Annotated in this window: 25 protein-coding genes; 13 read left to right on the forward strand and 12 right to left on the reverse strand. The window is 64.9% G+C overall.

The window, feature by feature from the left end:
- Positions 1 to 95 precede the first annotated feature (95 nt).
- From ABF648_RS09080 to ABF648_RS09090, 3 genes are all read left to right on the forward strand, one after another.
- Positions 96 to 1,217, forward strand: a complete 1,122-nt coding sequence (locus ABF648_RS09080) for a hypothetical protein (protein ID WP_415631967.1) — start codon at positions 96 to 98, stop codon at positions 1,215 to 1,217.
- A gap of 343 nt (positions 1,218 to 1,560) precedes the next feature.
- Positions 1,561 to 1,968 carry a hypothetical protein gene (locus ABF648_RS09085; protein WP_415631968.1) on the forward strand — a complete coding sequence of 136 codons (408 nt, stop codon included), beginning with the start codon at positions 1,561 to 1,563 and terminating at the stop codon, positions 1,966 to 1,968.
- Positions 1,969 to 2,157: 189 nt separating this feature from the next.
- On the forward strand, positions 2,158 to 2,865 hold the full coding sequence (locus ABF648_RS09090; protein ID WP_415631969.1) for a HEAT repeat domain-containing protein: 708 nt from the start codon (positions 2,158 to 2,160) through the stop codon (positions 2,863 to 2,865).
- Positions 2,866 to 2,885: 20 nt separating this feature from the next.
- Here ABF648_RS09090 and ABF648_RS09095 read toward each other — a convergent pair whose 3' ends face one another.
- Positions 2,886 to 3,713, reverse strand: a complete 828-nt coding sequence (locus ABF648_RS09095; RefSeq protein ID WP_415631970.1) for an alpha/beta fold hydrolase — start codon at positions 3,711 to 3,713, stop codon at positions 2,886 to 2,888.
- Between the two features lie 32 nt (positions 3,714 to 3,745).
- Here ABF648_RS09095 and ABF648_RS09100 point away from each other — a divergent pair, with 32 nt between their 5' ends.
- Complete coding sequence (locus ABF648_RS09100) at positions 3,746 to 5,077, forward strand: condensation domain-containing protein (protein ID WP_415631971.1); 1,332 nt, start codon at positions 3,746 to 3,748, stop codon at positions 5,075 to 5,077.
- 166 nt (positions 5,078 to 5,243) lie between these two features.
- Here ABF648_RS09100 and ABF648_RS09105 read toward each other — a convergent pair whose 3' ends face one another.
- A complete protein-coding gene (locus ABF648_RS09105; RefSeq protein WP_415631991.1) occupies positions 5,244 to 6,089 on the reverse strand; it encodes a sulfurtransferase in 846 nt (281 codons plus the stop codon).
- A 96-nt stretch (positions 6,090 to 6,185) separates the two neighbouring features.
- Here ABF648_RS09105 and ABF648_RS09110 point away from each other — a divergent pair, with 96 nt between their 5' ends.
- Entirely contained in the window at positions 6,186 to 7,319 is a 1,134-nt protein-coding gene (locus tag ABF648_RS09110; RefSeq protein WP_415631972.1) for a glycerate kinase, read from the forward strand.
- Positions 7,320 to 7,362: 43 nt separating this feature from the next.
- Here the strand turns inward: ABF648_RS09110 and gap are convergent, their stop codons facing one another.
- Entirely contained in the window at positions 7,363 to 8,367 is a 1,005-nt protein-coding gene (gene gap / locus ABF648_RS09115) for a type I glyceraldehyde-3-phosphate dehydrogenase (RefSeq protein ID WP_415631973.1), read from the reverse strand.
- Between the two features lie 93 nt (positions 8,368 to 8,460).
- A complete protein-coding gene (locus ABF648_RS09120) occupies positions 8,461 to 9,156 on the reverse strand; it encodes a TetR/AcrR family transcriptional regulator (protein ID WP_415631974.1) in 696 nt (231 codons plus the stop codon).
- 231 nt (positions 9,157 to 9,387) lie between these two features.
- Here ABF648_RS09120 and ABF648_RS09125 point away from each other — a divergent pair, with 231 nt between their 5' ends.
- From ABF648_RS09125 to ABF648_RS09135, 3 genes are read left to right on the forward strand one after another with little or no spacing between them, the layout of a single operon-like run.
- Entirely contained in the window at positions 9,388 to 10,314 is a 927-nt protein-coding gene (locus tag ABF648_RS09125; protein ID WP_415631975.1) for an ABC transporter ATP-binding protein, read from the forward strand.
- A complete protein-coding gene (locus ABF648_RS09130; protein WP_415631976.1) occupies positions 10,311 to 10,958 on the forward strand; it encodes an ABC transporter permease in 648 nt (215 codons plus the stop codon). Before ABF648_RS09125 ends, ABF648_RS09130 begins: the two co-directional genes overlap by 4 nt.
- Before the next feature lie 13 nt (positions 10,959 to 10,971).
- Complete coding sequence (locus ABF648_RS09135; protein WP_415631977.1) at positions 10,972 to 11,640, forward strand: ABC transporter permease; 669 nt, start codon at positions 10,972 to 10,974, stop codon at positions 11,638 to 11,640.
- Positions 11,641 to 11,718: 78 nt separating this feature from the next.
- On the opposite strand, the gene ABF648_RS09140 is transcribed toward ABF648_RS09135, so the two are convergent.
- Positions 11,719 to 12,912, reverse strand: a complete 1,194-nt coding sequence (locus ABF648_RS09140; RefSeq protein WP_415631978.1) for a pyridoxal phosphate-dependent aminotransferase — start codon at positions 12,910 to 12,912, stop codon at positions 11,719 to 11,721.
- 107 nt (positions 12,913 to 13,019) lie between these two features.
- Between ABF648_RS09140 and ABF648_RS09145 the strand changes: the two genes are divergently transcribed.
- Positions 13,020 to 13,559, forward strand: coding sequence for a DUF1697 domain-containing protein (locus ABF648_RS09145; RefSeq protein ID WP_415631979.1), 540 nt, complete (start codon positions 13,020 to 13,022; stop codon positions 13,557 to 13,559).
- A gap of 70 nt (positions 13,560 to 13,629) precedes the next feature.
- Here the strand turns inward: ABF648_RS09145 and ABF648_RS09150 are convergent, their stop codons facing one another.
- The 5 genes from ABF648_RS09150 to rpsF form a co-directional block, all read right to left on the reverse strand.
- Entirely contained in the window at positions 13,630 to 14,058 is a 429-nt protein-coding gene (locus ABF648_RS09150) for a hypothetical protein (RefSeq protein WP_415631980.1), read from the reverse strand.
- A gap of 187 nt (positions 14,059 to 14,245) precedes the next feature.
- Entirely contained in the window at positions 14,246 to 14,698 is a 453-nt protein-coding gene (gene rplI / locus ABF648_RS09155) for a 50S ribosomal protein L9 (protein WP_415631981.1), read from the reverse strand.
- A 17-nt stretch (positions 14,699 to 14,715) separates the two neighbouring features.
- Positions 14,716 to 14,955: a 30S ribosomal protein S18 gene (rpsR, locus tag ABF648_RS09160; protein ID WP_415631982.1), complete on the reverse strand. Its 240-nt coding sequence runs from the start codon at positions 14,953 to 14,955 to the stop codon at positions 14,716 to 14,718.
- Between the two features lie 130 nt (positions 14,956 to 15,085).
- The gene (locus tag ABF648_RS09165) at positions 15,086 to 15,616 is read right to left on the reverse strand and encodes a single-stranded DNA-binding protein (protein ID WP_415631983.1); all 531 of its coding nucleotides are present in this window, start codon (positions 15,614 to 15,616) and stop codon (positions 15,086 to 15,088) included.
- 190 nt (positions 15,617 to 15,806) lie between these two features.
- Positions 15,807 to 16,094 (reverse strand): 30S ribosomal protein S6, encoded by a 288-nt coding sequence (gene rpsF, locus ABF648_RS09170; RefSeq protein WP_415631984.1) that lies wholly within the window; start codon positions 16,092 to 16,094, stop codon positions 15,807 to 15,809.
- A 61-nt stretch (positions 16,095 to 16,155) separates the two neighbouring features.
- Here rpsF and ABF648_RS09175 point away from each other — a divergent pair, with 61 nt between their 5' ends.
- The gene (locus ABF648_RS09175; protein WP_415631985.1) at positions 16,156 to 16,671 is read left to right on the forward strand and encodes a hypothetical protein; all 516 of its coding nucleotides are present in this window, start codon (positions 16,156 to 16,158) and stop codon (positions 16,669 to 16,671) included.
- Here ABF648_RS09175 and ABF648_RS09180 read toward each other — a convergent pair.
- Positions 16,607 to 17,011, reverse strand: a complete 405-nt coding sequence (locus ABF648_RS09180) for a rhodanese-like domain-containing protein (protein ID WP_415631986.1) — start codon at positions 17,009 to 17,011, stop codon at positions 16,607 to 16,609. The genes ABF648_RS09175 and ABF648_RS09180 overlap by 65 nt on opposite strands.
- A 169-nt stretch (positions 17,012 to 17,180) precedes the next feature.
- Here ABF648_RS09180 and ABF648_RS09185 point away from each other — a divergent pair, with 169 nt between their 5' ends.
- The 3 genes from ABF648_RS09185 (at position 17,181) to ABF648_RS09195 (ending at position 21,629) form a co-directional block, all read left to right on the forward strand.
- Positions 17,181 to 18,383 carry an MFS transporter gene (locus tag ABF648_RS09185; RefSeq protein ID WP_415631987.1) on the forward strand — a complete coding sequence of 401 codons (1,203 nt, stop codon included), beginning with the start codon at positions 17,181 to 17,183 and terminating at the stop codon, positions 18,381 to 18,383.
- 715 nt (positions 18,384 to 19,098) lie between these two features.
- Entirely contained in the window at positions 19,099 to 20,589 is a 1,491-nt protein-coding gene (locus tag ABF648_RS09190) for a mannitol dehydrogenase family protein (RefSeq protein WP_415631988.1), read from the forward strand.
- Between the two features lie 23 nt (positions 20,590 to 20,612).
- Positions 20,613 to 21,629, forward strand: a complete 1,017-nt coding sequence (locus tag ABF648_RS09195) for an L-idonate 5-dehydrogenase (RefSeq protein ID WP_415631989.1) — start codon at positions 20,613 to 20,615, stop codon at positions 21,627 to 21,629.
- 227 nt (positions 21,630 to 21,856) lie between these two features.
- Here the strand turns inward: ABF648_RS09195 and ABF648_RS09200 are convergent, their stop codons facing one another.
- On the reverse strand, positions 21,857 to 22,189 hold the full coding sequence (locus ABF648_RS09200) for a sugar-binding domain-containing protein (RefSeq protein WP_415631990.1): 333 nt from the start codon (positions 22,187 to 22,189) through the stop codon (positions 21,857 to 21,859).
- Positions 22,190 to 22,328: the final 139 nt, after the last annotated feature.

Genomic DNA, 22,328 nt, shown 5'->3' on the forward strand with positions numbered 1-22,328 from the left:
GCGACTGCACGACCACCTGCTCCGGAAGCGGAACAGGCTGCGGCTGAACCCAGGTGGGCCGGCAATCGGAGAACCATCCACGGAAGGCGGAAACGATGAATGCTCGTCTGATCGACAGCACCCTGCGCGAAGGTTCGCAGGCCGTGGTGCCTTATCTCTCCCCCGACCAGAAGGCTGCCGTGATCGCCGGACTCGGCAGCATCGGGGTGGAGGAGATCGAGTTGGGCCACGCCGTGACCGAACTCGCCTACGGTTCTGAACCCCTCACAGGGTTGATGGCAGCAGCAGCGGAGAACGCCCCCCAGGCCCGTCGGGCGATCTGGTGCCGGGCGCGTGCGGAGGACATCCGCACCGCCGCGGCGCTGGGGCCCGAGGTGGTCTCCTTCGCGCTGCCCATCTCCGATCGTCACCTGGCCAGCCGGCTGCACAAGGACCGCGACTGGGCACTGGCCGAGATCGGCCGCCTGGTGACAGTGTCCCGCGAGGCCGGCGTCAGCTATGTGTCGATCGGTCTGGAGGATGCCACCCGCGCCGACCCCGGTTTCTTGGATGAGATCGCAGAGGCGGCGGCCCAGGCCGGGGCTGACAGGTTGCGGATCCCCGACACGGTGGGCATCTGCTCCCCCGTGCAGCTCGCCGAGATCGTCACTTCGGTGAAGTCGCGCTTCGACGGAGAAGTGGGCGTCCACGTCCACAATGATTTCGGGATGGCCACGGCCAGCGCGATCTGCGCCATGGAAGCCGGCGCCGACTGGGCCGATGTGAGCGTGCTCGGCCTCGGTGAACGAGCCGGCATTTCCAAACTCGAAGAGGTCGCCGCCTGGCTCAGTGTGCGGGCAGGCTGCCACTACGACCTGCTGGCTGCCCGCGAGACCGCGGAAATGCTCTCCGAATGGGTCCAACGGCCCATCGAGCCGCAAGCTCCGGTGATCGGTTCGGGCATCTTCACCGCAGAGTCCGGTCTGCACGTGGCCGGTCTGGCGGCCGATCCCGCCACCTACGAGCCTTACCCGCCCGAGCTGGTGGGCGCCAAGCGCTCACTGCGCCTGGGGCGCAACAGCGGCCGCAGCGCGGTGATGGCGCTGCTCCCCGGTGCATCCGACGATGTCATTGAGGAAACCGCACGGCTGCGGGCCGAAGCGGCCAAGCAGAACCATGCGCTGGACGCCGACCAGGTTCGCCGGCTGGCCGGCGGATCCGAGAGCCGTCCCGCCTGAGCCCCGACTCATGGCGCCAGGTGATTCTTTCAGCGTGAGGTCCACCACCGGGCTCGCTGACTGTCACACTTCTTTCCTGGTGCCCTGGATTGAGTGTCATCGTGTGCGCTGGCAACGCTTTTGTCGGTGGTACAGGTGCCTGCTCATGTGCAGGCCATGAGTCATCTTCTTGTCGTCCAGCTGGCCAGGCCACGTGCTGATCAAGGGCGGTGAGCGATACGGCTGATCGCAGCAGGCCTGTTATCGTAAGGCACGGAAACCTTGTATGCGCCCTCCTTCCCCGGACGCGCTGAGGGTCTCACGCATGTGCGTGCCAGCGGACTGCCTTGGGGAAGGACACTCGATGATCGAGAAGGCGAGCGGTGACGGTCGGCTGGAACGCCGCCTTCGACAGGTCTCCGCATCACGGCGAGGAACCACCGATCACCGGCTGGCCATCGTCTGGCGCAGCGCAGTCGCTGCGCTCGCGGTAGTCACCGTGGGCCTGCTGTGGCAGCGGGCCGGTGGCGCTGCAAGCCACATCGTCCTGATCGGTGCTGCTGCCGCGGCATTCGTTGCGATCACCGCGAGCCGGCATTTCGACGAAGACCCGACATTCGAGCGAGCAGAAGACCTGCTCAACAGCGATCACGAGACACCTGCTGTCGACAACTCGCTCGGCGATGCCTCTGCCCTCTACGAGATCAGGCGTCGTCCGGCATCCCAGATCACCTGGGTCAGCCTGGCGAAGTCGCCTGTGCGCCGCCACTGAACCACCTCGCTGCTGATGAACTGCTACAGGCTGTGGGGGGTGCCCTCCGCAGCTGCACAGCTCTTCACGCTGCCTCCGGGCGCATCTCCACGCCGCTCTGTTCATACGAGCACCGTTCATACGAGCAGCAGTCATCACGCGGTCGGTTTGGCTTGGCTCCTGCGTGACAGATGATGGCAGGCTGTGCCCATGAACATTCCCGCAGGTGCTGAGGAGATTCTGGCGCAGCCCGGATATGACGCCGTCGCTGAGTTCCTGGAGAGCAACTCGGGACTGCCCGGCCCACGATCGAATCTCGAACTGATGACGCTGGCCGGTGGCTTGCTGGATCCTGAGGTGGCGCGACGCCTGCGCGGCGAGGAATCGGAGTATCTGCGCTGCTGCGGGGTGATGCGGCTCGCCAAGAGCTTCCTGGAGGCCGAATCCGGCACTGCCAGAGCTCAGGCGCAGGCCGACCTGACCCACTTCGCAGCCGGACCCTCCTGGCGGGTGCGTGAGGCGGTGGCCATGGCTGGCCAGCGGATCGGCGATGTCGAGCCGTCCGTGTTGCCCGAGATGCTCATGGTGTGGCTGCACCACCCCAACCCTCTGGTGATCCGGGCGGGCGTGGCCACCATCTGCGAGCCCCGGCTGCTGCATCAGCCGCCGATGGCACGGCTGGCCCTGCACTGCTGCCGGGAGGCCACCGAGGCATTGGTGGCGATGCCGCCCGAACAGCGGAAGAGCCCCGACGCCCGTACCCTGCGCAAGGCGCTCGGCTATTGCTGGAGCGTCGCTCTGGCGGCAGACCCCAGCGCCCTTGGCGAATTCCTCGCGATGGGCGGCGACCCTGACGTGGACTGGATCGTGCGGGAGAACCGCCGCAAGGCGCGCATGAAGAAGTTCATCGAGAGCTGAGTCCTTGGCAGCTCCAGGCCTCAGGCGGCGTCGATTTCCTGGGCCCCCTGTGCAGACTCCTCGAGTGCTGCGTCGACAGCGCTCACCTCGTCGGCGAACAGAGCAGGCCAGGCCATGATTCCGTAGGGGGTTCGCGCCACGACCAGACGGCTGCCCTTGATCGACTTGTGCAGCAGTTCCGATGTCTTCAGCGGATGATCAGGATCATCAGCCCACGCCAGGATGAGGGTGGGCACCTCAAGCTTCGTGATCTCCTGGATCGGCGGCAGATTCGACAGGGCCGCACCCCTCAGCACACTCGGCAGCAGCTTCTCGGACACATTCGGGCGGCTGTGCGGGGCCCCTGCCAGCGCGGGCGGCTCGGACATCGATCGGCCGATGTCCACGAAGGCATCGATCCCCTTCCGCTCCACGAGATCGGCGTTGTCACGGTAGCTTCCAGCCTTCGCCTTGCGGGTCTCCCAGGCGGTGGACGGAGTCACCAGGGTGAGACTGGCGAAACGATTCGGATCCCGCAGCGCGGCATGCAGCAAGGTGCCGGTGCCCATGGAGCCTCCCACGCCGTGCACCTGCTCCCCGGGTGCCACTTCGTCGAGCAGGGCGAGCAGATCGCCGGCCAACGCGGGCCAGGTGTAACGAGCGGGATCGGGTGTGCCGGATGACATTCCGTGACCGCGGGCGTCGTAGCGGAGGACCCGGTGATCACGCAGGGCCCTCCCCATGTCCAGTCCGAGCGAGGCATCGCGGGCACGACTCGACGTCAACCCGTGCAATTGCACAACCAAGGGCCCATTGTTTCCGGAGACGTCGTAGTCGAGAACTGCGTCCAGAATCTCGAGGGTGGGCATGGGGTTCCTCCTGACCGAGGATGATCTGGTCCGTGACCACCTACACTAAGGCCAGTATCAGGCTCACGAGCGTGTCTCTCATGTCGTTGCCCCCCGGCCGACTGCTCAGCCTTCCGGTACACACCGTGGGTGAGCCTGGTCAGTCACTGACCATTTCCTTCGACCAGCTCCGTCACGCGGGCGCCGGACAGCGGCCCGCATCGTGGATGGCGATATCGGCACGACTGCCGATGACGGTGGATCCCGCCAGGATTGCACTGGCCTGGCAGGCGGTCGTGAATCGTCACGGCAGCCTGCGTACGGCATTCAGCTGGAGCCCCCGGGGTGAACTGGAATTGCACCGGATGCAGGTCGGTTTCGGGGAGTGGGCCGAACACGCCGAGGGCGGCGAGGACGAGCTGCGCCGTGGCGTGCGCGTCCTGTTCGACAGCACCTGCGCTCCTTTCGAGCAGCCCTCGCATCGGCTCGCGCTGGTCATCCCGCGCGCGGACCAGACGGACCAACGACCGGTGGTGGTCATCGGCTCGGACCATTCGCATGTGGACATGTGGTCGATGCTGGTGCTGCTGCGCGATCTCGTGACCGCCCTGGAGAATCTCGCACAGGGCCGGGAAGCCGGCGAGGGCCTGACGGAAGTGGCAAGCTTCGCCGACCACTCCGCGGTGATGGCCGCACGGCCTCCCGCCCCCGAGCATGTGCATCAGCGGTGGGCCGAGATCTTGGATGCCGGTGGCGGGGTGATGCCCCGCTTCGGGATGGACATCGGCCCCGGCAACCCCTGTGTGGAGAGCGACTACGAAGTGCGCGACATCTTCGATTCCGCGCAGCGCGACCTGTTTGCAGAGCGGGCCGGGGCACTTGGGGTGCGGATGATCGCGTTGGCGGTATCGACGCTGACCGCGGTGAGTCTCGGCCTCTCCGGGCAGCCGTTGCGCGCGGTTTTCCCCGTGCACAGCCGCTACGAGCCACGCTGGCGGGACTCGGTGGGCTGGTTCATCACCGACTCGGTCATCGAATCCAATTCCACCGACCCTCAGGAATGCTCACGAGCGGTCAAGGAGGCCATCGAGCTGGGCTCCTATCCCCTGGCCCCGATCCTCGCCCCCTTTGGGGGTCTACCCATCGCCCCGGGCATGTTCGCGCTGTCCTGGCTGGATACCCGACGGCTGGTGCAGCTGCCTGCCGGCTCCCAGGTGCAGTACATCTCGGCTGCGGTGCATGACACCGGCGTCATGGTGTGGTTCATCGTCAACGACGACGGTCTGCACCTGAGGGCCCGCTATCCCGCAATGCCCCAGGCGCGCACCGCAATGGGTGTCTGGCTGGACGCCGTCGAGGAAGGGCTGAGAGGCTGGCTCACCTGAGTCTTCGGTGACTCAACCGCCCATCGCGGCGGCCCGGTAACACCTCGGCATCACACAACCGGCCATGACAGCTCGGGGGTGGCCCTATGCCGGATGCCCGAGCGGTGAGCGCCGTTTGTGTGAGGTTTCTGGGCAACATGTGGCGTTCCGGCGCCAGACATCGGTATCAACCGCGGGCGACGGGCCGACTCGGATCGCTGATCCAGTCGCTCCAGGACCCCGGATACAACCGCACGCCGTCGATACCCGCGATGTGCATGGCCAGCAGCACTTGCGATGCGGTGACGCCGGAGCCGCAGTAGACGACATCGCCAGGGCGCACATCGGCGAAGACGCGCTGCAGTTCGTCCGCCGGTTTGAAGCGGCCGTCGGGACGATGCGCGCCCCGGGCCGACAGATTGTGCGCGCCGGGCACATGGCCGGCAACCGGGTCGATCGGCTCGGTCTCGCCGCGGAATCGTTCCGGTGTGCGCACATCCCAGATGTTGCGGGAAACCCCGGCGATATCTGCGGCATCGACAACCGGTAGCTGCGGCGGCCCCACCACCGCGTCACCGGTTGCCACCGGCTCTGCGGGGCCCTCCTGTACCGGCAGCCCGGCGGCCTGCCATGCTGCGAAGCCCCCGTCCAGTACGAGGACCTCCGGGAAGCCGGCATCGGTCAGCAGCCACCACAGGCGGCCCGCCGACAGCGACTCGGCGCCGTCGAGCGCCACGACAGGACGATCCTGGCGCACACCATGGCGACGCATCGCCGCCTGGAAGGCGTCCCGGTCCGGCAGCGGATGACGGCCACCCGGTTTGCTGAGATCCGCAAGTTCTTCATCAGTGCTCACCCACTGGGAACGAGGAATGTGGCCATCCTCGAACTCCGCACGGCCACTTCCGGGAGCGGCAGGACCGCCCCACCTCATGTCGAGCACCACGGGTGGCGTGGGTGAGGCCATCATCGCGGCGAGTTCGGTGGGTGTGATGAGTGTCATATCGGCTCCGAGTGCATCCGGTGCGTCCATCACGGGCGCACGATGTCTGCCTCAGAGTGTTTCACGCACGAGGTCGTGACGCCGGGGAGTCCCCCGCGTGGCGGCGGCTGGTGGCAATGTGGGTTCATGAACACATTCGTGCTGGCCCCAGACTCGTTCAAGGAGTCGCTGCGTGCCGTGCAGGCCGCCCGGGCGATGGAGCTCGGCGTCCATGATGCGGATTCCTCGGCGCAGACCCTGATGGTGCCGATGGCCGATGGCGGAGAGGGCTTTGCCGAGGTGCTCGCGCAGGCGCTGGGCGCTCGGCGTATCGAGGTGGACGTGCACGATGCGCTCGGCAGGCCCATCACCGGTGCCCTGCACCTTCGCGAGCAGACTGCAGTGATCGATGTGGCAACCGCTGTCGGGCTGGGACTGATCGACCCGGCTGACCGCGACATCATGGTCAGTGATTCCACCGGGGTCGGTGAGCTGGTGCTCGCGGCCCTCGACGCCGGGGCGACCGAGCTCATCGTGGGGCTGGGCGGATCGGCCACCAACGACGGCGGAGCGGGGATGCTGCGAGCACTCGGTGCGCGCTTCTTCGACAGCGCGGGTCGGGAACTGACCGGCCAGCCGGCCGAGCTGTCAGCCGTGGCCTCCGTGGATGCCGGCGGACTCGACTCCCGGTTGGAGACTTTGAGGGTGCAGGCAGCCTGCGATGTCCGTTCGCCGCTGCTCGGCGGCCAGGGCGCCAGTGCCGTCTTCGGGCCGCAGAAGGGCGCCACACCACAGCTGGTCGGGCAGCTGGATTCGATGCTCGGCCGACTGAGCCAGATCACCGGGGACCGGGGCAACCAGATGGCAGCTGCACCCGGTTCCGGCGCTGCTGGCGGGCTCGGCTGGGCGTTCATGACCTTCCTCGGCGCGCAGATGCGTCCCGGCGTCGAGGTGGTGATCGACGCTACTGGCCTGCGCGAGAAGCTCGCCGGAGCAACCGCCCTGCTCACCGGCGAGGGCTCGGTGGACGCGCAGACAGCCACCGGCAAGACTGTCGCGGGACTGGCCGGCATTGCGCAGGAGGCGAAGGTGCCTGTCGCGGTGTTTGCCGGGCAGGTGCACGAGGATGCCTCGGCCCTGTACGAGATAGGGGTCACCCGGCTGGTCCAGATCACGCCGGAAGGCACGCCGCTGGACAAGGCCCTCGGTGAGGCGGGAAGCTTCCTGCGGGACGCCGTAGCGCAACTGGTGCGCGACGGCGGCTGGGCATCGCGGTGCTGAACCGCCCAGCAACACGGCACACCTCACCGGCGGTGAAGATGCCCTACAGCTGCGAGCCGATGATCTGCGACAACTCGACCAGTCGATTCGAGAAGCCCCATTCGTTGTCATACCAGCCGAGCACCTTCACCTGGCTGCCGATCACCTCGGTCAACGGCGCGTCGAAGATCACCGAGTGAGGGTTTCCGACAATGTCTGCGGACACGATGGGGGCCTCGGAATAGGCCAGATAGTGCGACAAGCCCTCAGAGCCTGCCGCCTCGCGGAATGCATCCTGCACATCCTGCTCGGTGACCTTCTTGGTCACCACAGCGGTGAGATCGGTGATCGAACCGACTGGCACCGGGACGCGCAGCGAGAAACCGGTGAGTTTGCCGTCCAGCTCCGGGATGATCTTCCCGATTGTCCTTGCGGCGCCCGAAGAGGTGGGGATGGTTGACAGCGCTGCCGCACGTGCCCGACGCAGGTCCTTGTGAGGGGCATCATGCAGACGCTGGTCGCTGGTGTAGGCGTGCACCGTGGTCATCAGCCCGGTCTCCAACCCGAAAGCTTCGTGCAGCACCTTGACCATGGGCGCCAGGCAGTTCGTGGTGCATGACCCGTTCGAGAAGACATCCGCCGAACTGGCGTCCAGTCTCTCGGAGTTGACGCCGAGCACGACCGCGGGCACATCGCCCTTTGCCGGCGCCGACACGATCACCTTGCGTGCCCCGCCTGCCAGATGCGCCTTGGCGGTGTCTGCGCTCGTGAACCGTCCCGTCGATTCGATGACGACGTCAGCACCGATCTCGCCCCAGGGGATCTGCCCGGGATCGCGTTGTGCAAAGACCTTGAACGACTGCCCACCAGCGGCGATCGAGTTCCCCTCAGCGCTCACCCCGTCCAGATGGCCCGAGATCGAATCCCATTCCAGCAGGTCGGCGAGGGTCTGCACGTCCGCGATGTCATTGATCCCGACCACCTGCACGTCGGCCTGGCTCTTGAGCGCGGCCCTCAGATATGTGCGGCCGATGCGGCCGAATCCATTGATGCCGATACGAACAGTCATGATGTCTCCTCGAATTCTTTCCTTGGTTCTCGCGAATGTGTTGGTTGATGCGGGTGCTCCCGGCGAATCGGCACGTGCAGGCTCGTCCACGGTTCAATGAGCACCCAGACGGTTCCCGCCGGATCGATTGGCAGGCGTGGCTGCCATGTCTTCACCTCCGTCCACACCGTGTCGAAGGATCTGGTCCAGGGAGCTCTCAGCTGTGATCGCAGGCTGTTGCGATGCGGCCGAGGTGGCCGCGACATCGAGCAGCGCAGCGGCTCCCCTCATGGCGGCATCCATGGGGGCCTGGTCCCCACTCGCCTTGGCCAGCACATATCCGCCCTGGATGACTGCTTGGAATGCACTCGCCAGATCGTCTGGATCAACATTGCCCGGGAGCTGGCCGGCATCAATCGCCTCACGAATGGTCTCTGCCCACTTGCGATGCATCTGCTCAAATGCCTCTGCCACAAGGCCGAGCAGCTCCGGATCGGCCAGCACATCCGGGTCCTGGGTCATTCGCCCCACCCGGCAGCCCTTGACGCCGGGCCTCGGCAAGAACAGATTCGCCCTCAGCCTCTCCAGTGGTTGCGCTGCGCTGTCGAGCAACCCATTTGCATCCATGGCGCGCTCAATGCTGAGCCGCAGGGCCTGCACAGCGAGGTCATGCTTGCCACTGAAGTGGTGGTACATACTGCCCTGCCCCACTCCGGCCAGCGCCATGATGTCGTGGGGACTGGTGGCGGCATAGCCACGCTCCCAGAGCAACTCCGAGGTCGCCTCGATCAGTCTCTCCTTGGATCCCACGCGCATTCCTCCTTGTCCAGGTCACTTTCGGCGGAGTGGAAATGATCGCCATGCCTCTCCTCGGAGAGCAACCAATCCACCAACAACTGTACATACTAGTAGTTACAATTACAAGACCGGGGTCCCACGGCTGTTTTCATCCGATGGGCATACCGATTGCCGCAGGCAGCTCCATATCGCCACCCGGGCAGCACAATCCGCGCACCATCAAGATGCTCCTACGCTTGGGCCATGCCAGGTCAAGGCCCTGAACTGTCCCGCCAGGTTCCCCCTGCCATCGAGTTCCAGCAGGTGACGAAGGTCTTCCCCGATGGCACACGGGCCGTCGACGGGTTCAGCCTCGTCGCACCGGCCGGTAGGATCACCGTCCTGGTGGGACTGAGCGGGTGCGGCAAGACGACCCTGCTCCGCATGGTGAATCGCCTCGTCAACCCGTCTTCCGGCGCGATTCTGCTGGGCAACCGCAATGTCACGAGCACAGACGCGGTGCAGTTGCGCAGGCGGATCGGCTATGTCATGCAGAATTCCGGGCTGCTGCCGCATCGCAAGGTGATCGACAACATCTGCGTGGTCCCCCGGCTGCTGGGCGTGCCACGCAAGCAAGCCCGGGCGGAGGGCCTCGCCCTGATGGACAGGGTGGGTCTGGACCGGGAGATGGCCCAGCGCTACCCGGGGCAGCTGTCTGGTGGTCAGCAGCAGCGCACCGGAGTGGCCCGTGCACTGGCAGCCGACCCTGCGGTGATGCTCATGGACGAACCCTTCGGCGCCGTCGACCCGATCGTCCGCACCGGGCTGCAGCGGGATCTGCTGCGCCTGCAGGCCGAACGGCCCAGGACGATCCTGTTCGTCACCCACGACATGAGCGAGGCCTTCGCCCTCGGCGACCTGATCATGCTGCTCTCCAAGGGCGCCACCATCGTGCAGTCCGGGAAACCGGTCGATTTCCTCACCCATCCGGCCGATGACTATGTCTCCCGCTTCATCGGCCTGGACAATGGTGCCGGTTCGCTGCACACCACGGTGGTGGACGGTGTGCCCATCGTCGTGGACGCCAATTCGCGGCCTGTGGGTCGGTTCGACGACCACCCGGCCACACCCGGATCAGGCAATCACGACAGCGACGGTGGCCCGGCCGATGGCCTGGGAGATTCATCGTGACCTGGCTCGCGAACAACTGGGACACCCTGTGGGCAGCGACCCTGGCTCACCTGGCGCTCGCGCTACCCGCCATCGTGGCGTCCTTCCTGGTGTCCATCCCCGTCGCGTGGATGGCCCACAGGTTCGCCTGGAGCCGCTTCACACTCGTCACGCTCGGTTCCCTCATCTACGCCATCCCCTCGCTGCCACTGCTGATCGTGCTGCCTCTGCTGCTGGGCACCACGGTGCGGGCCAGCGTCAACGTGGTCGTCGCGCTCACCCTGTACGGCTTCGCACTGATGATCAGGGCGGGCACCGATGCCCTGGATGCTGTGCCGCCCAGTGCGGTGCACAGTGCCATTGCGATGGGCCAGGGCGGGGCACGTCGCTTCTTCACCGTGGAGCTGCCGCTCGCAGGCCCCGGTCTGCTCGCCGGTTTACGAGTGGTGGCGGTCAGCACGATCGCCCTTGTCAGCGTGAGTGGTGTGCTCGGCATCAACTCCCTCGGCATGCTCTTCGTGGACGGCTTCCAGCGCGGCATCCTCGCCGAGGTGATCGCCGGAATTCTCGCCACCGTGGCCATCGCGCTGCTGATCGACGCCCTTCTGTTACTGGCCGGGCGCGCCCTGATGCCCTGGGCCCGCCTACGAAGGACTCGCCGGTGAGAGGGATCGTGCGATGAACTGGTTTGCTGCGGCAATGGCCTGGATCACCGATCCGGCGCACCAGTCCGGCCCCGATTCCATCGGGGCCCTCATCGGCCAGCACTTGGCGATCACCGGCTGGGCCGCCCTCATTTCGGTGATCATCGGCGTGCCGCTTGGCTATCTGGTGGGGCACACCGGGCGTGGACGCCTGCTCGTGGTGGGTGCTTCCGGCGCCGCACGCGCGCTGCCTGCGATCGGTCTGCTCACCCTCGTCGCGCTGATCGTGGGTATCGGACTCACCGCTCCCCTGGTGGCGCTCGTGGTGCTGGCCGTGCCTTCTGCGATCGCCGGGGCCTATTCCGGCATCGACTCCATCGACGATGCCACCCTCGATGCCGCCCGGGCGGTGGGCATGTCCCCGATCCAGGTGCTCATCCGCGTCGAGATCCCGCTCGGTCTTCCTCAGCTGCTCGGTGGCCTGCGGGCAGCGGTGTTGCAGATCATCGCGACCGCCACCCTCGCCGCATATGTCGGCGCCGGGGGCCTCGGCGTGCTGCTCTTCCGCGGCCTGAAAACCCAGGACTACGCCCAGATGCTCGCCTCGGCCGTGCTCATCATGGTGCTCGCCCTGGTCATCGACATGGTCTTCGAGGTGGCCTCGAGACTGGCTGTGAAGGCTGTGCGTCCACCGCCTGAATGACGCGACACCCCTTGTCACAGGCCTCGTGACAGAGTACCAAGGACGTACCGTGGCATCCGCCGGTGGGCCCGGACCAGCTCAGGCGGCGTGGGCGGGCAACAGCTCCGCCATCTTTGCCAGCCTCTTCAGGCATTCGGTGAGGATCTCGTCGCCGCGGGCGAAGTGGAACCGGATGTAGCGGTTGACCGGTTCGTGGAAGAAGCTGGAACCGGGCACCGCAGCCACCCCGTACTCGCGGATCATCCACTCGCAGAATTCCAGATCGGTCATGCCGGCGAACCGGTCCAGCGACAGCAGATCGCCGATGTCGACCATCACGAAATAGGTGCCCTGCGGCCAGCTGATCGTGTATCCGAGGTCGGCCAGCCCGCCGCAGAACAGGTCGCGCTTGTGGGTGTAGAGCGCCTGAAGTTTCTGGTAGTAGTCCGGGCCGAGCCGTAACCCTACGCAAGCGGCCTCCTGCAACGGAGCGGCGGCACCCACGGTGAGGAAATCATGGACCTTGCGGGCTGCCTCGATGATGCGCTCGGGGCCGATGATGAAACCCAGCCGCCAGCCCGTCATCGAGTAGGTCTTGGACAGCGAGTTGCAGGTGATGGTGCGTCCGGACATGCCGGGCAGGCTGGCCATCGGCACATGGGTACTGGGCGGGTAGATGATGTGCTCGTAGACCTCATCGGTGATGACGAATGCGTCATACCGGGTGGCGAGCCGGGCAATGACTGACAGTTCCTCGCGGCTGAACACCTTTCCTGTCGGATTCGACGGGTTGCACACGATGATGGCCTTGGCGCCCTGGGCGAAAGCTGCTTCCAGCCGGTCGGGATCGAATCCGAAGTCGGGCGGTTCCAGCGGCACGAAGACCGGCTCGGCGCCAGACAGGATGGCATCGGCGCCGTAGTTCTCGTAGAAGGGGCTGAAGACGATCACCTTGTCACCGGGGTCACAGACCGTCATGACGGTGGCCATCATCGCCTCGGTGGAGCCACAGGTGACGCAGATTTCGGTGTCGGGATCGATCGTCCATCCGTAGGTGGGCGAGTACTTGTCGGCCAACGCCTGACGGATATTGTCGGCGCCCCAGGTTGTCGAGTACTGGTGCGGACCCTCGTAGGCCACCTCCGCCAGGCGCTTCAGAATCGGTTCGGGAGGATCGAAATCGGGAAAGCCCTGCGAGAGGTTGATCGAATCCGGCTGCTGATTGTTGATTCGCGTCATCCGCCTGATCACCGAGTCGGTGAAGGTCTTCACGCGTCCGCTGAGTTCTGGCATCGGTCCTTCTGCTTCGCGACGAATGGTGCCATTGTCCACCCGCGCGGAACCCCTCCCGGTGACCGACAATGGTCTCCAGAGTCCCCACCATCTCGGCTGGAGTTCCCGTGACCCGTTATGCACTGTTTCTGCGCGGCATCAATGTAGGTGGCATCAAGGTGGCGATGGCACAGTTGCGTGAGGTGCTCGCCGGTATCGGTGGAACCACTGTGAAAACCTGGTTGGCAAGCGGAAACGTCGCAATGGATTGGGATGGGGATGCCCGCTCGCTGTGGGTCGCCGCGCAGAGGGCGGTGGGCGAGCGGTTCGGCTATGAAGCCCACCTCGTGGTAGTGAACTTCGACTCGCTGGCCGGCATCGTGTCGTCCTGCCCCTTCGACGCCGACCCCGGGCACCACCGCTATGCGATCATCTGCGACGACCAGACGGCGGCCGCATCACTTGCCAGCGCAGCACCGGATCTCGACAACTCGGTGGAACAGATCGCCCAGAAGGGTGCGGTGGTTTACTGGCGCTGCCCCAAGGGTTCGACCCTCACCACGGCATTTGCCAGGCACCAGGCCGGCTTCGCCGGCAGATCGGCGTTCACCTCGCGCAATCTCAACACCCTGGAGAAGATGGTGGGCCGAACCACGGGCCTGAGCTGATGCTCCATGTCATGCCCGGAATCTTCGGGTGCCCGACCGATGGCGTGCCGTCCATCGAGCCCTGCCGCCATCAGTGTGCCGCGCAGCAGTCCTCGTCCGAGGTGAGACACAGCACGACCGAACGTGTGGCCCGGCGCCGGATCGTCCCCAGGTCGAGGGAGTTCTCCTGGCGCACCCAGCGGTCGCCATTGGGGACCAGCGTCGCCCGCTCCATGGCTTTGTGGTAAGTCTTCGCCAACCGATCAGCCGCCACGGTGTCACCCTCGAAACGAACTGCCCTGCCCGTCGAGACGAGAGAATCGAAACGATCAACTTCGTCCGCAGCCGAGTAGGGATCTGCTTCCGCCTGTCTGGTGAGTTCCCTGGCCTCCATCACGGTGATGAGACCGACGCGGGCGCCCCAGCCGACGATGGCTGCGAAGTCCTTGCGTTCATCTGCCGGAAGATCCAGAAGTCCCCTGCCTGGGCACTTCGTAGCGCACGACATTTGTCCTGCCACCCTGCCTCCTGATGACCCGGGACGCATTTGTACTGACAACGTCCTGCGACATCGTACCTGCCCTAGCCGTTCCCGGTTGGAAGTCGTGACACTCTCACATGTTTTACACGGCACCCCGGACAGGCAGGGGGCCAGGCCCTCGCGGACCTGACCCCCTGTAGCAGTCAGAGCGCATGCTGCGCGGGATTCACTCCCCGACCGAGACGACCTGAACGGTGACGTGCACCTTCACGGCGTCGGTGAGTTTCACCTGAACACCATGCTTGCCGACATTCTTGATCGGCTTGAGAATGGTGATGGACCGCTTGTCGATCGCGGGGCCGCCCGACTTCTTGACGGCCAGGGCGATGTCATTCGCGGTGACGGCGCCGAACAGCTTGCCGGAATCCGAGGCGTGGGCCTGGACCTCGGGGGTCAGACCCTCGAGCTCCTCGCGGATCTGCAGGGCGTGCTCGTTGTCGCGGATGGTGCGTGCCTTGCGAGCACGCTGGATGCCCTCGATCTGCTTCGCGGAGCCACGGTTGTAAGCGATCGCGTAGCCCTTGGGCAGCAGGTAGTTGCGTCCGTAGCCGTCCTTGACCTCGACGACATCGCCGGGCACGCCCAGGTGTTCGACCTCTGCGGTGAGAATGAGCTTCATGTCAGTGTTCCTCCTTCTCAGCGTGCAGTCGTGGCGTAGGGCAGCAGAGCCAGCTCGCGTGCGTTCTTGATCGCGATGGCGACCTTGCGCTGGTCCTGCACCGACAGTCCGGTGACCCGGCGAGCGCGGATCTTGCCCCGCTCGGAGATGAACTTGCGCAGCAGCGCGGTGTCCTTGTAGTCAACGGCTCCGATGTGGGTCTTCTTGATCGGAATGATCTTCTTCTTGTTCACAGGCTTGCGCTGTGGACCGGCCATTGTGGTGCTCCTTCGTTTCATGAGTCGTCGCCATGAAGCTGACGGCCCGGTGAGCCCGGTGTGTCATTACCGGAATGTGCCTTGACATGGATGGGATGGATCCGGCCTGGCGGGCCGAGGACTCGATGGATCAGAACGGCGGTTCGTCGCTCTGGGCGCTGGCCCACGGGTCAGCGACCGGGGTCCGGTTGCCGCCGCCCTGGGGAGCGCCGCCTTGCGAGCCGCCGCCCTGAGGACGACCGCTTGCGTCACCGCCACGGGACTGCCCGCCGTTGTTCTGCCAGTTGCCGCCACCCGAAGATGTCTTGGTGACCTTGGCAGTGGCATAGCGCAGGGCGGGGCCGACCTCGTCCACCTCGACCTCGAAGACCGTGCGGCGATTTCCCTCGCGGTCCTCGTAGCTGCGTGACCTCAACCGCCCCTGGACGATGACGCGCATGCCCTTGCCCAGGGATTCTGCGACATTCTCCGCGGCCTGACGCCAGACGGCGCAATTGAGGAACATCGCCTCGCCGTCACGCCATTCGTTGTTCTGCCGGTCGAAGGTGCGCGGTGTGGAGGCCACTGTGAAGTTGGCCACCGCAGCTCCCGAGGGAGTGAAGCGCAATTCCGGGTCGGAGGTGAGGTTGCCGACCAGGGTGATTTGGGTTTCGCCTGCCATGATGCGTCCTCGTCGTCGTGTGCGATTGATCCGCACCCGCAGTCCAGCGTGATGCGGAGATGGTCACTTGGATCGGCCGTTTACGGCCGTCACCCTCCAGCCTGCACCGGCACCGGCCGATCCGGTCAGAATGAACCAGATTTGTGGACGGCGATCCGGGGATGTGCACAGGCCGGACGCGAGACGGATTTCAGGCGTCGCGGCGCATGACCTTCGTGCGCATGAACAACTCGTCGATCGTCATGAGGCGGTCAACTTCGTTGACGACTGCGGGCTCGCACGTGGTGTCGATGACCACGTAGAGGCCTTCGGCCTTCTTGTTGATGGGGTAGGCCAGACGGCGACGTCCCCAGATGTCCACATTGTCGACGGTGCCGCCCTCTTGGGCGATCTTGCCGGTGTACTTGTCGACGAGGGGCTGCAGCTGGCGTTCATCGACATCGGGGCTGATGATCGCCATGATCTCGTACTTGCGCATTGCGAACTCCACCTCCTTCGGTCTCAGCGGCCGTGGGTCGTTCCCACAGCAGGAGGGTTCAATGCATGGTTCCGCGCATGGGCGCAGGGCCGAGAGCAGAGTCTATGCCCTGCGTGAGGCTGACGTGAAACCGCTGGCGAAGCTCAACGCCTCATATCGTCTCCCAGTAGCGTGGGAGCACCCGCATCCCCTCTCGCTGAGTAGGCATCCAGCGAATTCCAGCTCGCAACCGTCGGCCGGGAGGACCGCTCTGGTCACCGGCGTCTCGCGGCGCCGCGGCATCCGCCATGCGGTGGCCAGGCGACTCGCCTCGCTGGGCGCCGACCTGTTCATCCATCACTACCGGCCGCACGATCTCCGACAGCCCTGGGGCGGTGACGACCTGGCGGCTGTTCGGGCAGGGGTGGCCGAGGCGATGCGTCCCGATGCGAAGTCGGCCGACCTTTCGCTCGACCTGGCCGGCGTCACCTCAACGGTCGCGGCGGAACTGCTCGAACCGGGCATCGTGCTGCTCAGCGGGACGGACCGGGGATCAGCACCTGGCCGTCGGCGAGCCAGGCGCTCAACCCGCCGGTGAGTGACCAGGCATCGTGGCCGGCCTTGCGCAGCTGGGCGGCGGCCGACGAGGCACGGACGCCAGTGGTGCTCACGACGATCACGGGACGATCGGTCTCGGCAAGCGGATCGTCTCCCCAGATCGCTCCGATCGGGTCGGCGGCAAGTTCTTTCGGGTTGACCAGCCTGGCACCGGGCATGTGCCCGCGCACGTATTCCTTGCCGGTCCGAACGTCGATGACCACCGCGCCACGGGTGAGAAGGCCCAGCGCCGAGGCCACGTCGAGCCCGTGCGGGCTCTGACCCTCGCCCGAGCCATCGGCATCGCCCGGTTGGCTGCCCTTGTCCCACGGCCATCTCATGACCGACATCCTGCCACCGGCCCAACGAATCTCCCACGATCACACCATTGCGGCCAGCGAGCAAAGATGGTCCGGGCGCCCACGCCGGCGGTGGGCACCGGAAAGAAGCGATGACGACGAGTACACCCCAGGACCAGACAGATGGTCCGATGGTCTTGCAGGGTCTTCGATGAAACTGGCAAGACGCCTGCGGCGCCACATCGACATGCCCCGCGATGTACTCGTGCTGGGCATGATCGCCTTCTTCGTGGCACTCGGTTTCGGCGTCCTTGTGCCCGTGCTGCCCACCTTCGCCACCCATTTCGGGGCCAACGACCTCATGGTGGGCATGGTGGTGTCCACCTTCGCCGCGATGAGGCTTGCCACCAGCCCCTTCTGCGGGCGCATTCTGGAGCGCATCGGAGGGCGCATCACCCTGGCCGTCGGCATCTTCATCGTGGCCATCTCGAGTTCGACGATGGCGTTCGCCAAGAACTACTGGTGGCTGCTCGGCTGGCGCGCCGCTGGAGGCATCGGCTCTGCAATGTTCTCGGTCTCGGCGATGACCCTGCTGCTGGGGAGTGTGCCGGCCCGGATGCGCGGACGTGCCAGTGGCTTTTACCAGAGCGGCTTCCTGATCGGCGGCATGGCCGGACCTGCCCTCGGCGGGCTGCTGGCCAAGATCTCCATCGTCGCCCCCTTCCACTTCTATGCCCTCACCCTGGCGGTGGCGGGCACGCTCGGGCTGGCGATGCTCACCACCTCCACCACACATGCCGCTGATTCTTCTGCGGAGAAAATCGCCAGGCCGCTGCGAGAGATCCTTGCCGACACCCGCTTCCAGGCCGCCTGCGCCGCGAACCTCGCCCAGGGATGGAACTCCATCGGAGTGCGCAGTTCCCTGATTCCCCTTGTCATCGTGGGCGGTCTGGGGCTCACTCCCACCTGGACCGGCATCGTCTTCGCGGTGGCGGCAGTGGTGCAGACAATCGCGCTCGCCCCAGTCGGGCGTTTCGTCGACACCGTGGGTCGCCGGCCGGCCATGCTCGTCGCCGGCGCGGTCATGGCAGTCGCCATCATGGGCGTCCCGCTGAGCAGATCCATCTGGCCCATCATGGGCATCATGTGCGTCTATGCCATCGGAGCGGCGGCGATGGGCACCGCTCCGGCAGCCAGCGTGGGTGACGCCACCGGCGGGGTGCGCGGGGGCACGCCCGTGGCACTGTTCTCGATGTCCAGCGACACCGGCGCGATCCTGGGCCCATTGGCGGCCGGTGCGCTCTCGGATCAGTTCGGGCGGCCGCTGGGTTTCGCAGCCGGGGCGGTGCTGCTGGCATTCAGCTCGATGATGGCATTACGGATGCCGAGGCAGAAGTTCAGCCATCAACAATGACCGTTCTCGGGCGGCTGCCCGGCAGGGAAATCCCGCCATCCTGCACTGGATGACGTGGACAAAATAAGTCATACCAATCAACCCTGAATGACCTCCTCGAGCATCACAATGACCCTCGAGCGACACTCAAGGACGCTCACTTGGTGAACCGGTTCACATCCGACAGACCTGCCGCACCCGCGGATTCACCGAAGCCTGGCCCACCGGGCACATCATCGTGCCTTGTTGCAGCAACTTTCCGCTGGCCCCTCAGCTCACGGCAGCCCTGCAGGTCTCAATGGGCTGCCCTTTGAGACAGATGGTCATCCCTTACAGACACTGCGCCCCCGGTGTGCCATAGTGGGGACATGACATGGTTCATGCGCAAAGAGGCGCTGGGCACGGGCCGAGAGATTGACTCTCTCCCAGGTCTTGACGCCATCGAAACAACATCACGGCCTCGGAGCACCAGTCCGGGAAACGTCGTGCTGTCACCTTCGCGCATGACCGGTGCACACACAACGGTGGATCGAACTTCCAAGCATCTCTAGGCCGGTCCACCGAGTGCTTCCACATTCGTGGTGGTGCTCGAACAATTGGCCGTCCTCGCATACCGAATTGGGCACAGGCACGCCTTTTCCGTTCAAAAGAACTGGCCTGTCAATAATCGTTACCCCAACGCCCAATTTGCCCGCAGTGCAGCGCAGCAACAAAACGGTAAAGATTGGTGAATGAAATGACTGACAACACATTGAACCGTGCGACCTTCCCCAAGTCCCACCAAATCGGTGCTTCGGCGCCGGAAAATCCGGGAATCGTTCATCTTGGCATCGGAAACTTCCATCGGGCACATGCCTCCGTCTACACCGCCAAGGCAATGGCCGCACAGGGCGGCAACTGGGGAATCGTCGGCGTGGCCAATCGCTCCCACAGAGTGGTCGATGCCCTGACCGCGCAGGATCACCTCTACTCGATTCTCGAAATGTCGCCGGCCGGCGTGTCCGCCGACATCGTGGACGTGCATCGCAAGTGCCTGGTCGCGGCAGAGCAGCCGATGGACGTGATGGATGAGATCGCAAATCCGGATCGCAAGATCGTCACGATGACCATCAGCGAGAATGGCTATCTCGCGAATGCTCAGACGGGTCACCTGGATGTGGACTCCGATGTGCTGAAAGCAGACCTCGCCAACCCCGAGGTCGCGACAACCATGGTGGGGCTCCTGTCCCGCGGTCTGCTGCGTCGCTGGCAGCAGGGTGGCGCACCCATTACCGTGCTGAGCTGCGACAACATGCAGTCGGCCGGCACCACATCCCACCGTACGGTCACCGAGTACCTTCAGGCACTGAAGGCTCCCGCCGAGGTCTTCGACTGGCTCGCTTCCAGTGTCACTTTCCCGAATGCCATGGTCGACCGCATCGTCCCCGGTACCACCGATGCCACGCGCGCCAAGGTGCAAGAACTGCTGGGCCTTGAGGACAAGGTCCCAGTGCCCGCCGAGAAGTTCACGATGTGGGTCATTGAGGACAAGTTCGCTGCGGGACGTCCTGCTTGGGAGACTGCCGGCGCGATTTTCAGTGACGAGGTCGAGAAGTACGAATTGGTGAAACTACGACTGCTCAATGGCAGCCATTCGCTGATCGCCTATCTGGGCGGCCTGCTCGGGAGCGCAACCATCCCGGAGGCGCGCAGCCATGATTTCGTGGCCCAGTGCGTCGATGCAGCAATCCGAAATGAATACCTACCCAGCATCGATCTACCCGAGGGATTCGATTCCGATGCCTACATCGCCGAGCTGTTCGACAGGTGGCTGAACTTCGCATTGGGAGATGCCACCAGCAGAGTCGGTTCCGACGGTTCCCTGAAACTCCTCCAGCGAGTTCCTGTCCCCGCATTGCGCATGCTCGACATGGGAGAAATGCCCCAGCAACTGGCATTGACGGTAGCCGCATGGATCTGCTGCGTGGCCCCGCCGGCCGGATTCGATCCTGGCGAGGTGGCGGCCGCCATGATCGAGCCTGCTCGCGACCGGCTGGCGAAGGCAGTCGCCGGCGCGACGGACATTTCCAGCCATGTCACCGCCATCATGCAAGGTGGCTTCTTCCCCGACGATCTGGCTGCCCACGACGAATTCACTGCCCGTGTCGCCGATCTCACCGAAATCATCGTGCGCTCCGGAGTGCAAGCCGCTGCCGAAGACGCGCTTGCATCAGCGGTCACGGCGTAACAGAAATATTGAAGGAATATCAGATGAAATCACTCAAGATTCTCGGCAAGAATTCGATCCGGACTGACGAAGTCGACGTCCCCGAACCGAAATCCGGCGAAGTACTGCTGCACATGCTGTATGGCGGCATCTGCGGTTCGGACCTGCACTACTACTTCAACGGAGCCAACGGGGAATACGTGGTGCGCGAGCCACTTACTCCTGGCCATGAGATGTCCGGCACTGTCGAATCCGATCCCTCGGGAAAGTTCGCCAAGGGCACACCGGTGACCGTTGCACCGGCAACCTACGGACCAGAGGAACCAGACATCAAGGACCGGCGCCACCTGTGGGCCGGAGGCACCTATCTGGGCTCCGCCTCGACCATGCCTCACACCCAGGGAGGAATGAGCGAGTACCTGCTCGTCAAGGACTTCATGGTGCGCCCACTGCCCGATGGTCTCGACATCGAGGTGGCGGCACTCGCAGAACCCCTGTCCGTGGGTCTGCATGCCATCAACATCGCTGGCGGCGTGGAGGGCAAAAAGGTTCTGGTGAGCGGGTCCGGCCCGATCGGCCTGTTATGCGCCGCTGCCTGTGTGGCCAAGAGGGCCAAGAGCGTGACCGCCACAGACGTGCTTGACGGGCCCCTCAGCAGGGCGAAGGCAGTCGGCGTCGATGAGACGATCAACATCTCCCAGGCTGCCATTCCCGAGTCGTCCTACGATGTCGTCTTCGAATGCTCTGGTGTGCCGGCGGCATCGTCGGCCGCGCTTGCAGCCGTACGCAAGGCGGGCACCGTGGTGCAGGTGGGAATGCTCCCCAACGAGCCGAAGCCCATCAACCTGGCACCCTTCCTGTCCAAGGAAGTCACCTACCTGGGTTGCTTCCGATTCAACGACGAGATCGACGAGGCCGTGAAGCTGCTCGCCTCCGATGACCGCTTCGAATCGGTCATCACCCACGTGATTCCTGCAGATGACGCGGTCCACGCATTCGAGGTGGCCAAGAACTCCGCTGAATCCGGCAAGGTTCTGATTTCACTGTGGATTGACGAGTAATCCCCGTAAAGTCCGTTAGGCCTCTCGTCATCCCGGGAGCAGCGAGCTTCTGCCACACGAATTCGTGGCCATGCGACATCTGAGCCCACCATGGTCCCTCCCTGCGATGAGGGTTGGGATCGTGGTGGGCCACGTGGGATGAGGCCTTCATACGGATCACACAGCCGAGTTACGTGTCCAGCCAGCGCAGTGACGCCATGGCCACATCAGGACCAGGACCAGCCGATTCACTCGGCGAGAACCGCCTGCGCCGTGGACGAGTCCAGGACCACGTGCGTGACAAGCCCCGATGCAAGTGCTGCCCGAACGGCAGGAGCCTTGGCCGGATCAGCTGCCACGAGCATGCGGGTATGGATGCGCCGGATCTGGTCGAAGGGCAATCCTGTTGTCCGGGCATTGAGCGGAATTCCATCCGTGCTGCCGTCCTGACGGAAGAAGACGGCACCCAAATTTCCGACGACGTGCTGAGCCCTCAGTTGAGTGAGATCATCCTGATCGAGATATCCGGAGTCGTAGAGATGCCCAGGAAGATCACCGTCCGGCGTACCCACGGAAGTCACCAGAAAAGGCGGCTCTGAAGCTGGCGAAGGTGCCCTATATCGGTCATCCCGAGATCTATCAGGAGCTCACTGGGGCTCCTTATGCGGCTCTTCGCGATCCGGGGTGTAGCGGGGGGTTGAGTCTGGCTGGCGTGTCGGG

The sequence above is a fragment of the Propionibacterium sp. genome, assembly GCF_047719395.1.
Lineage (GTDB): Bacteria > Actinomycetota > Actinomycetes > Propionibacteriales > Propionibacteriaceae > Propionibacterium.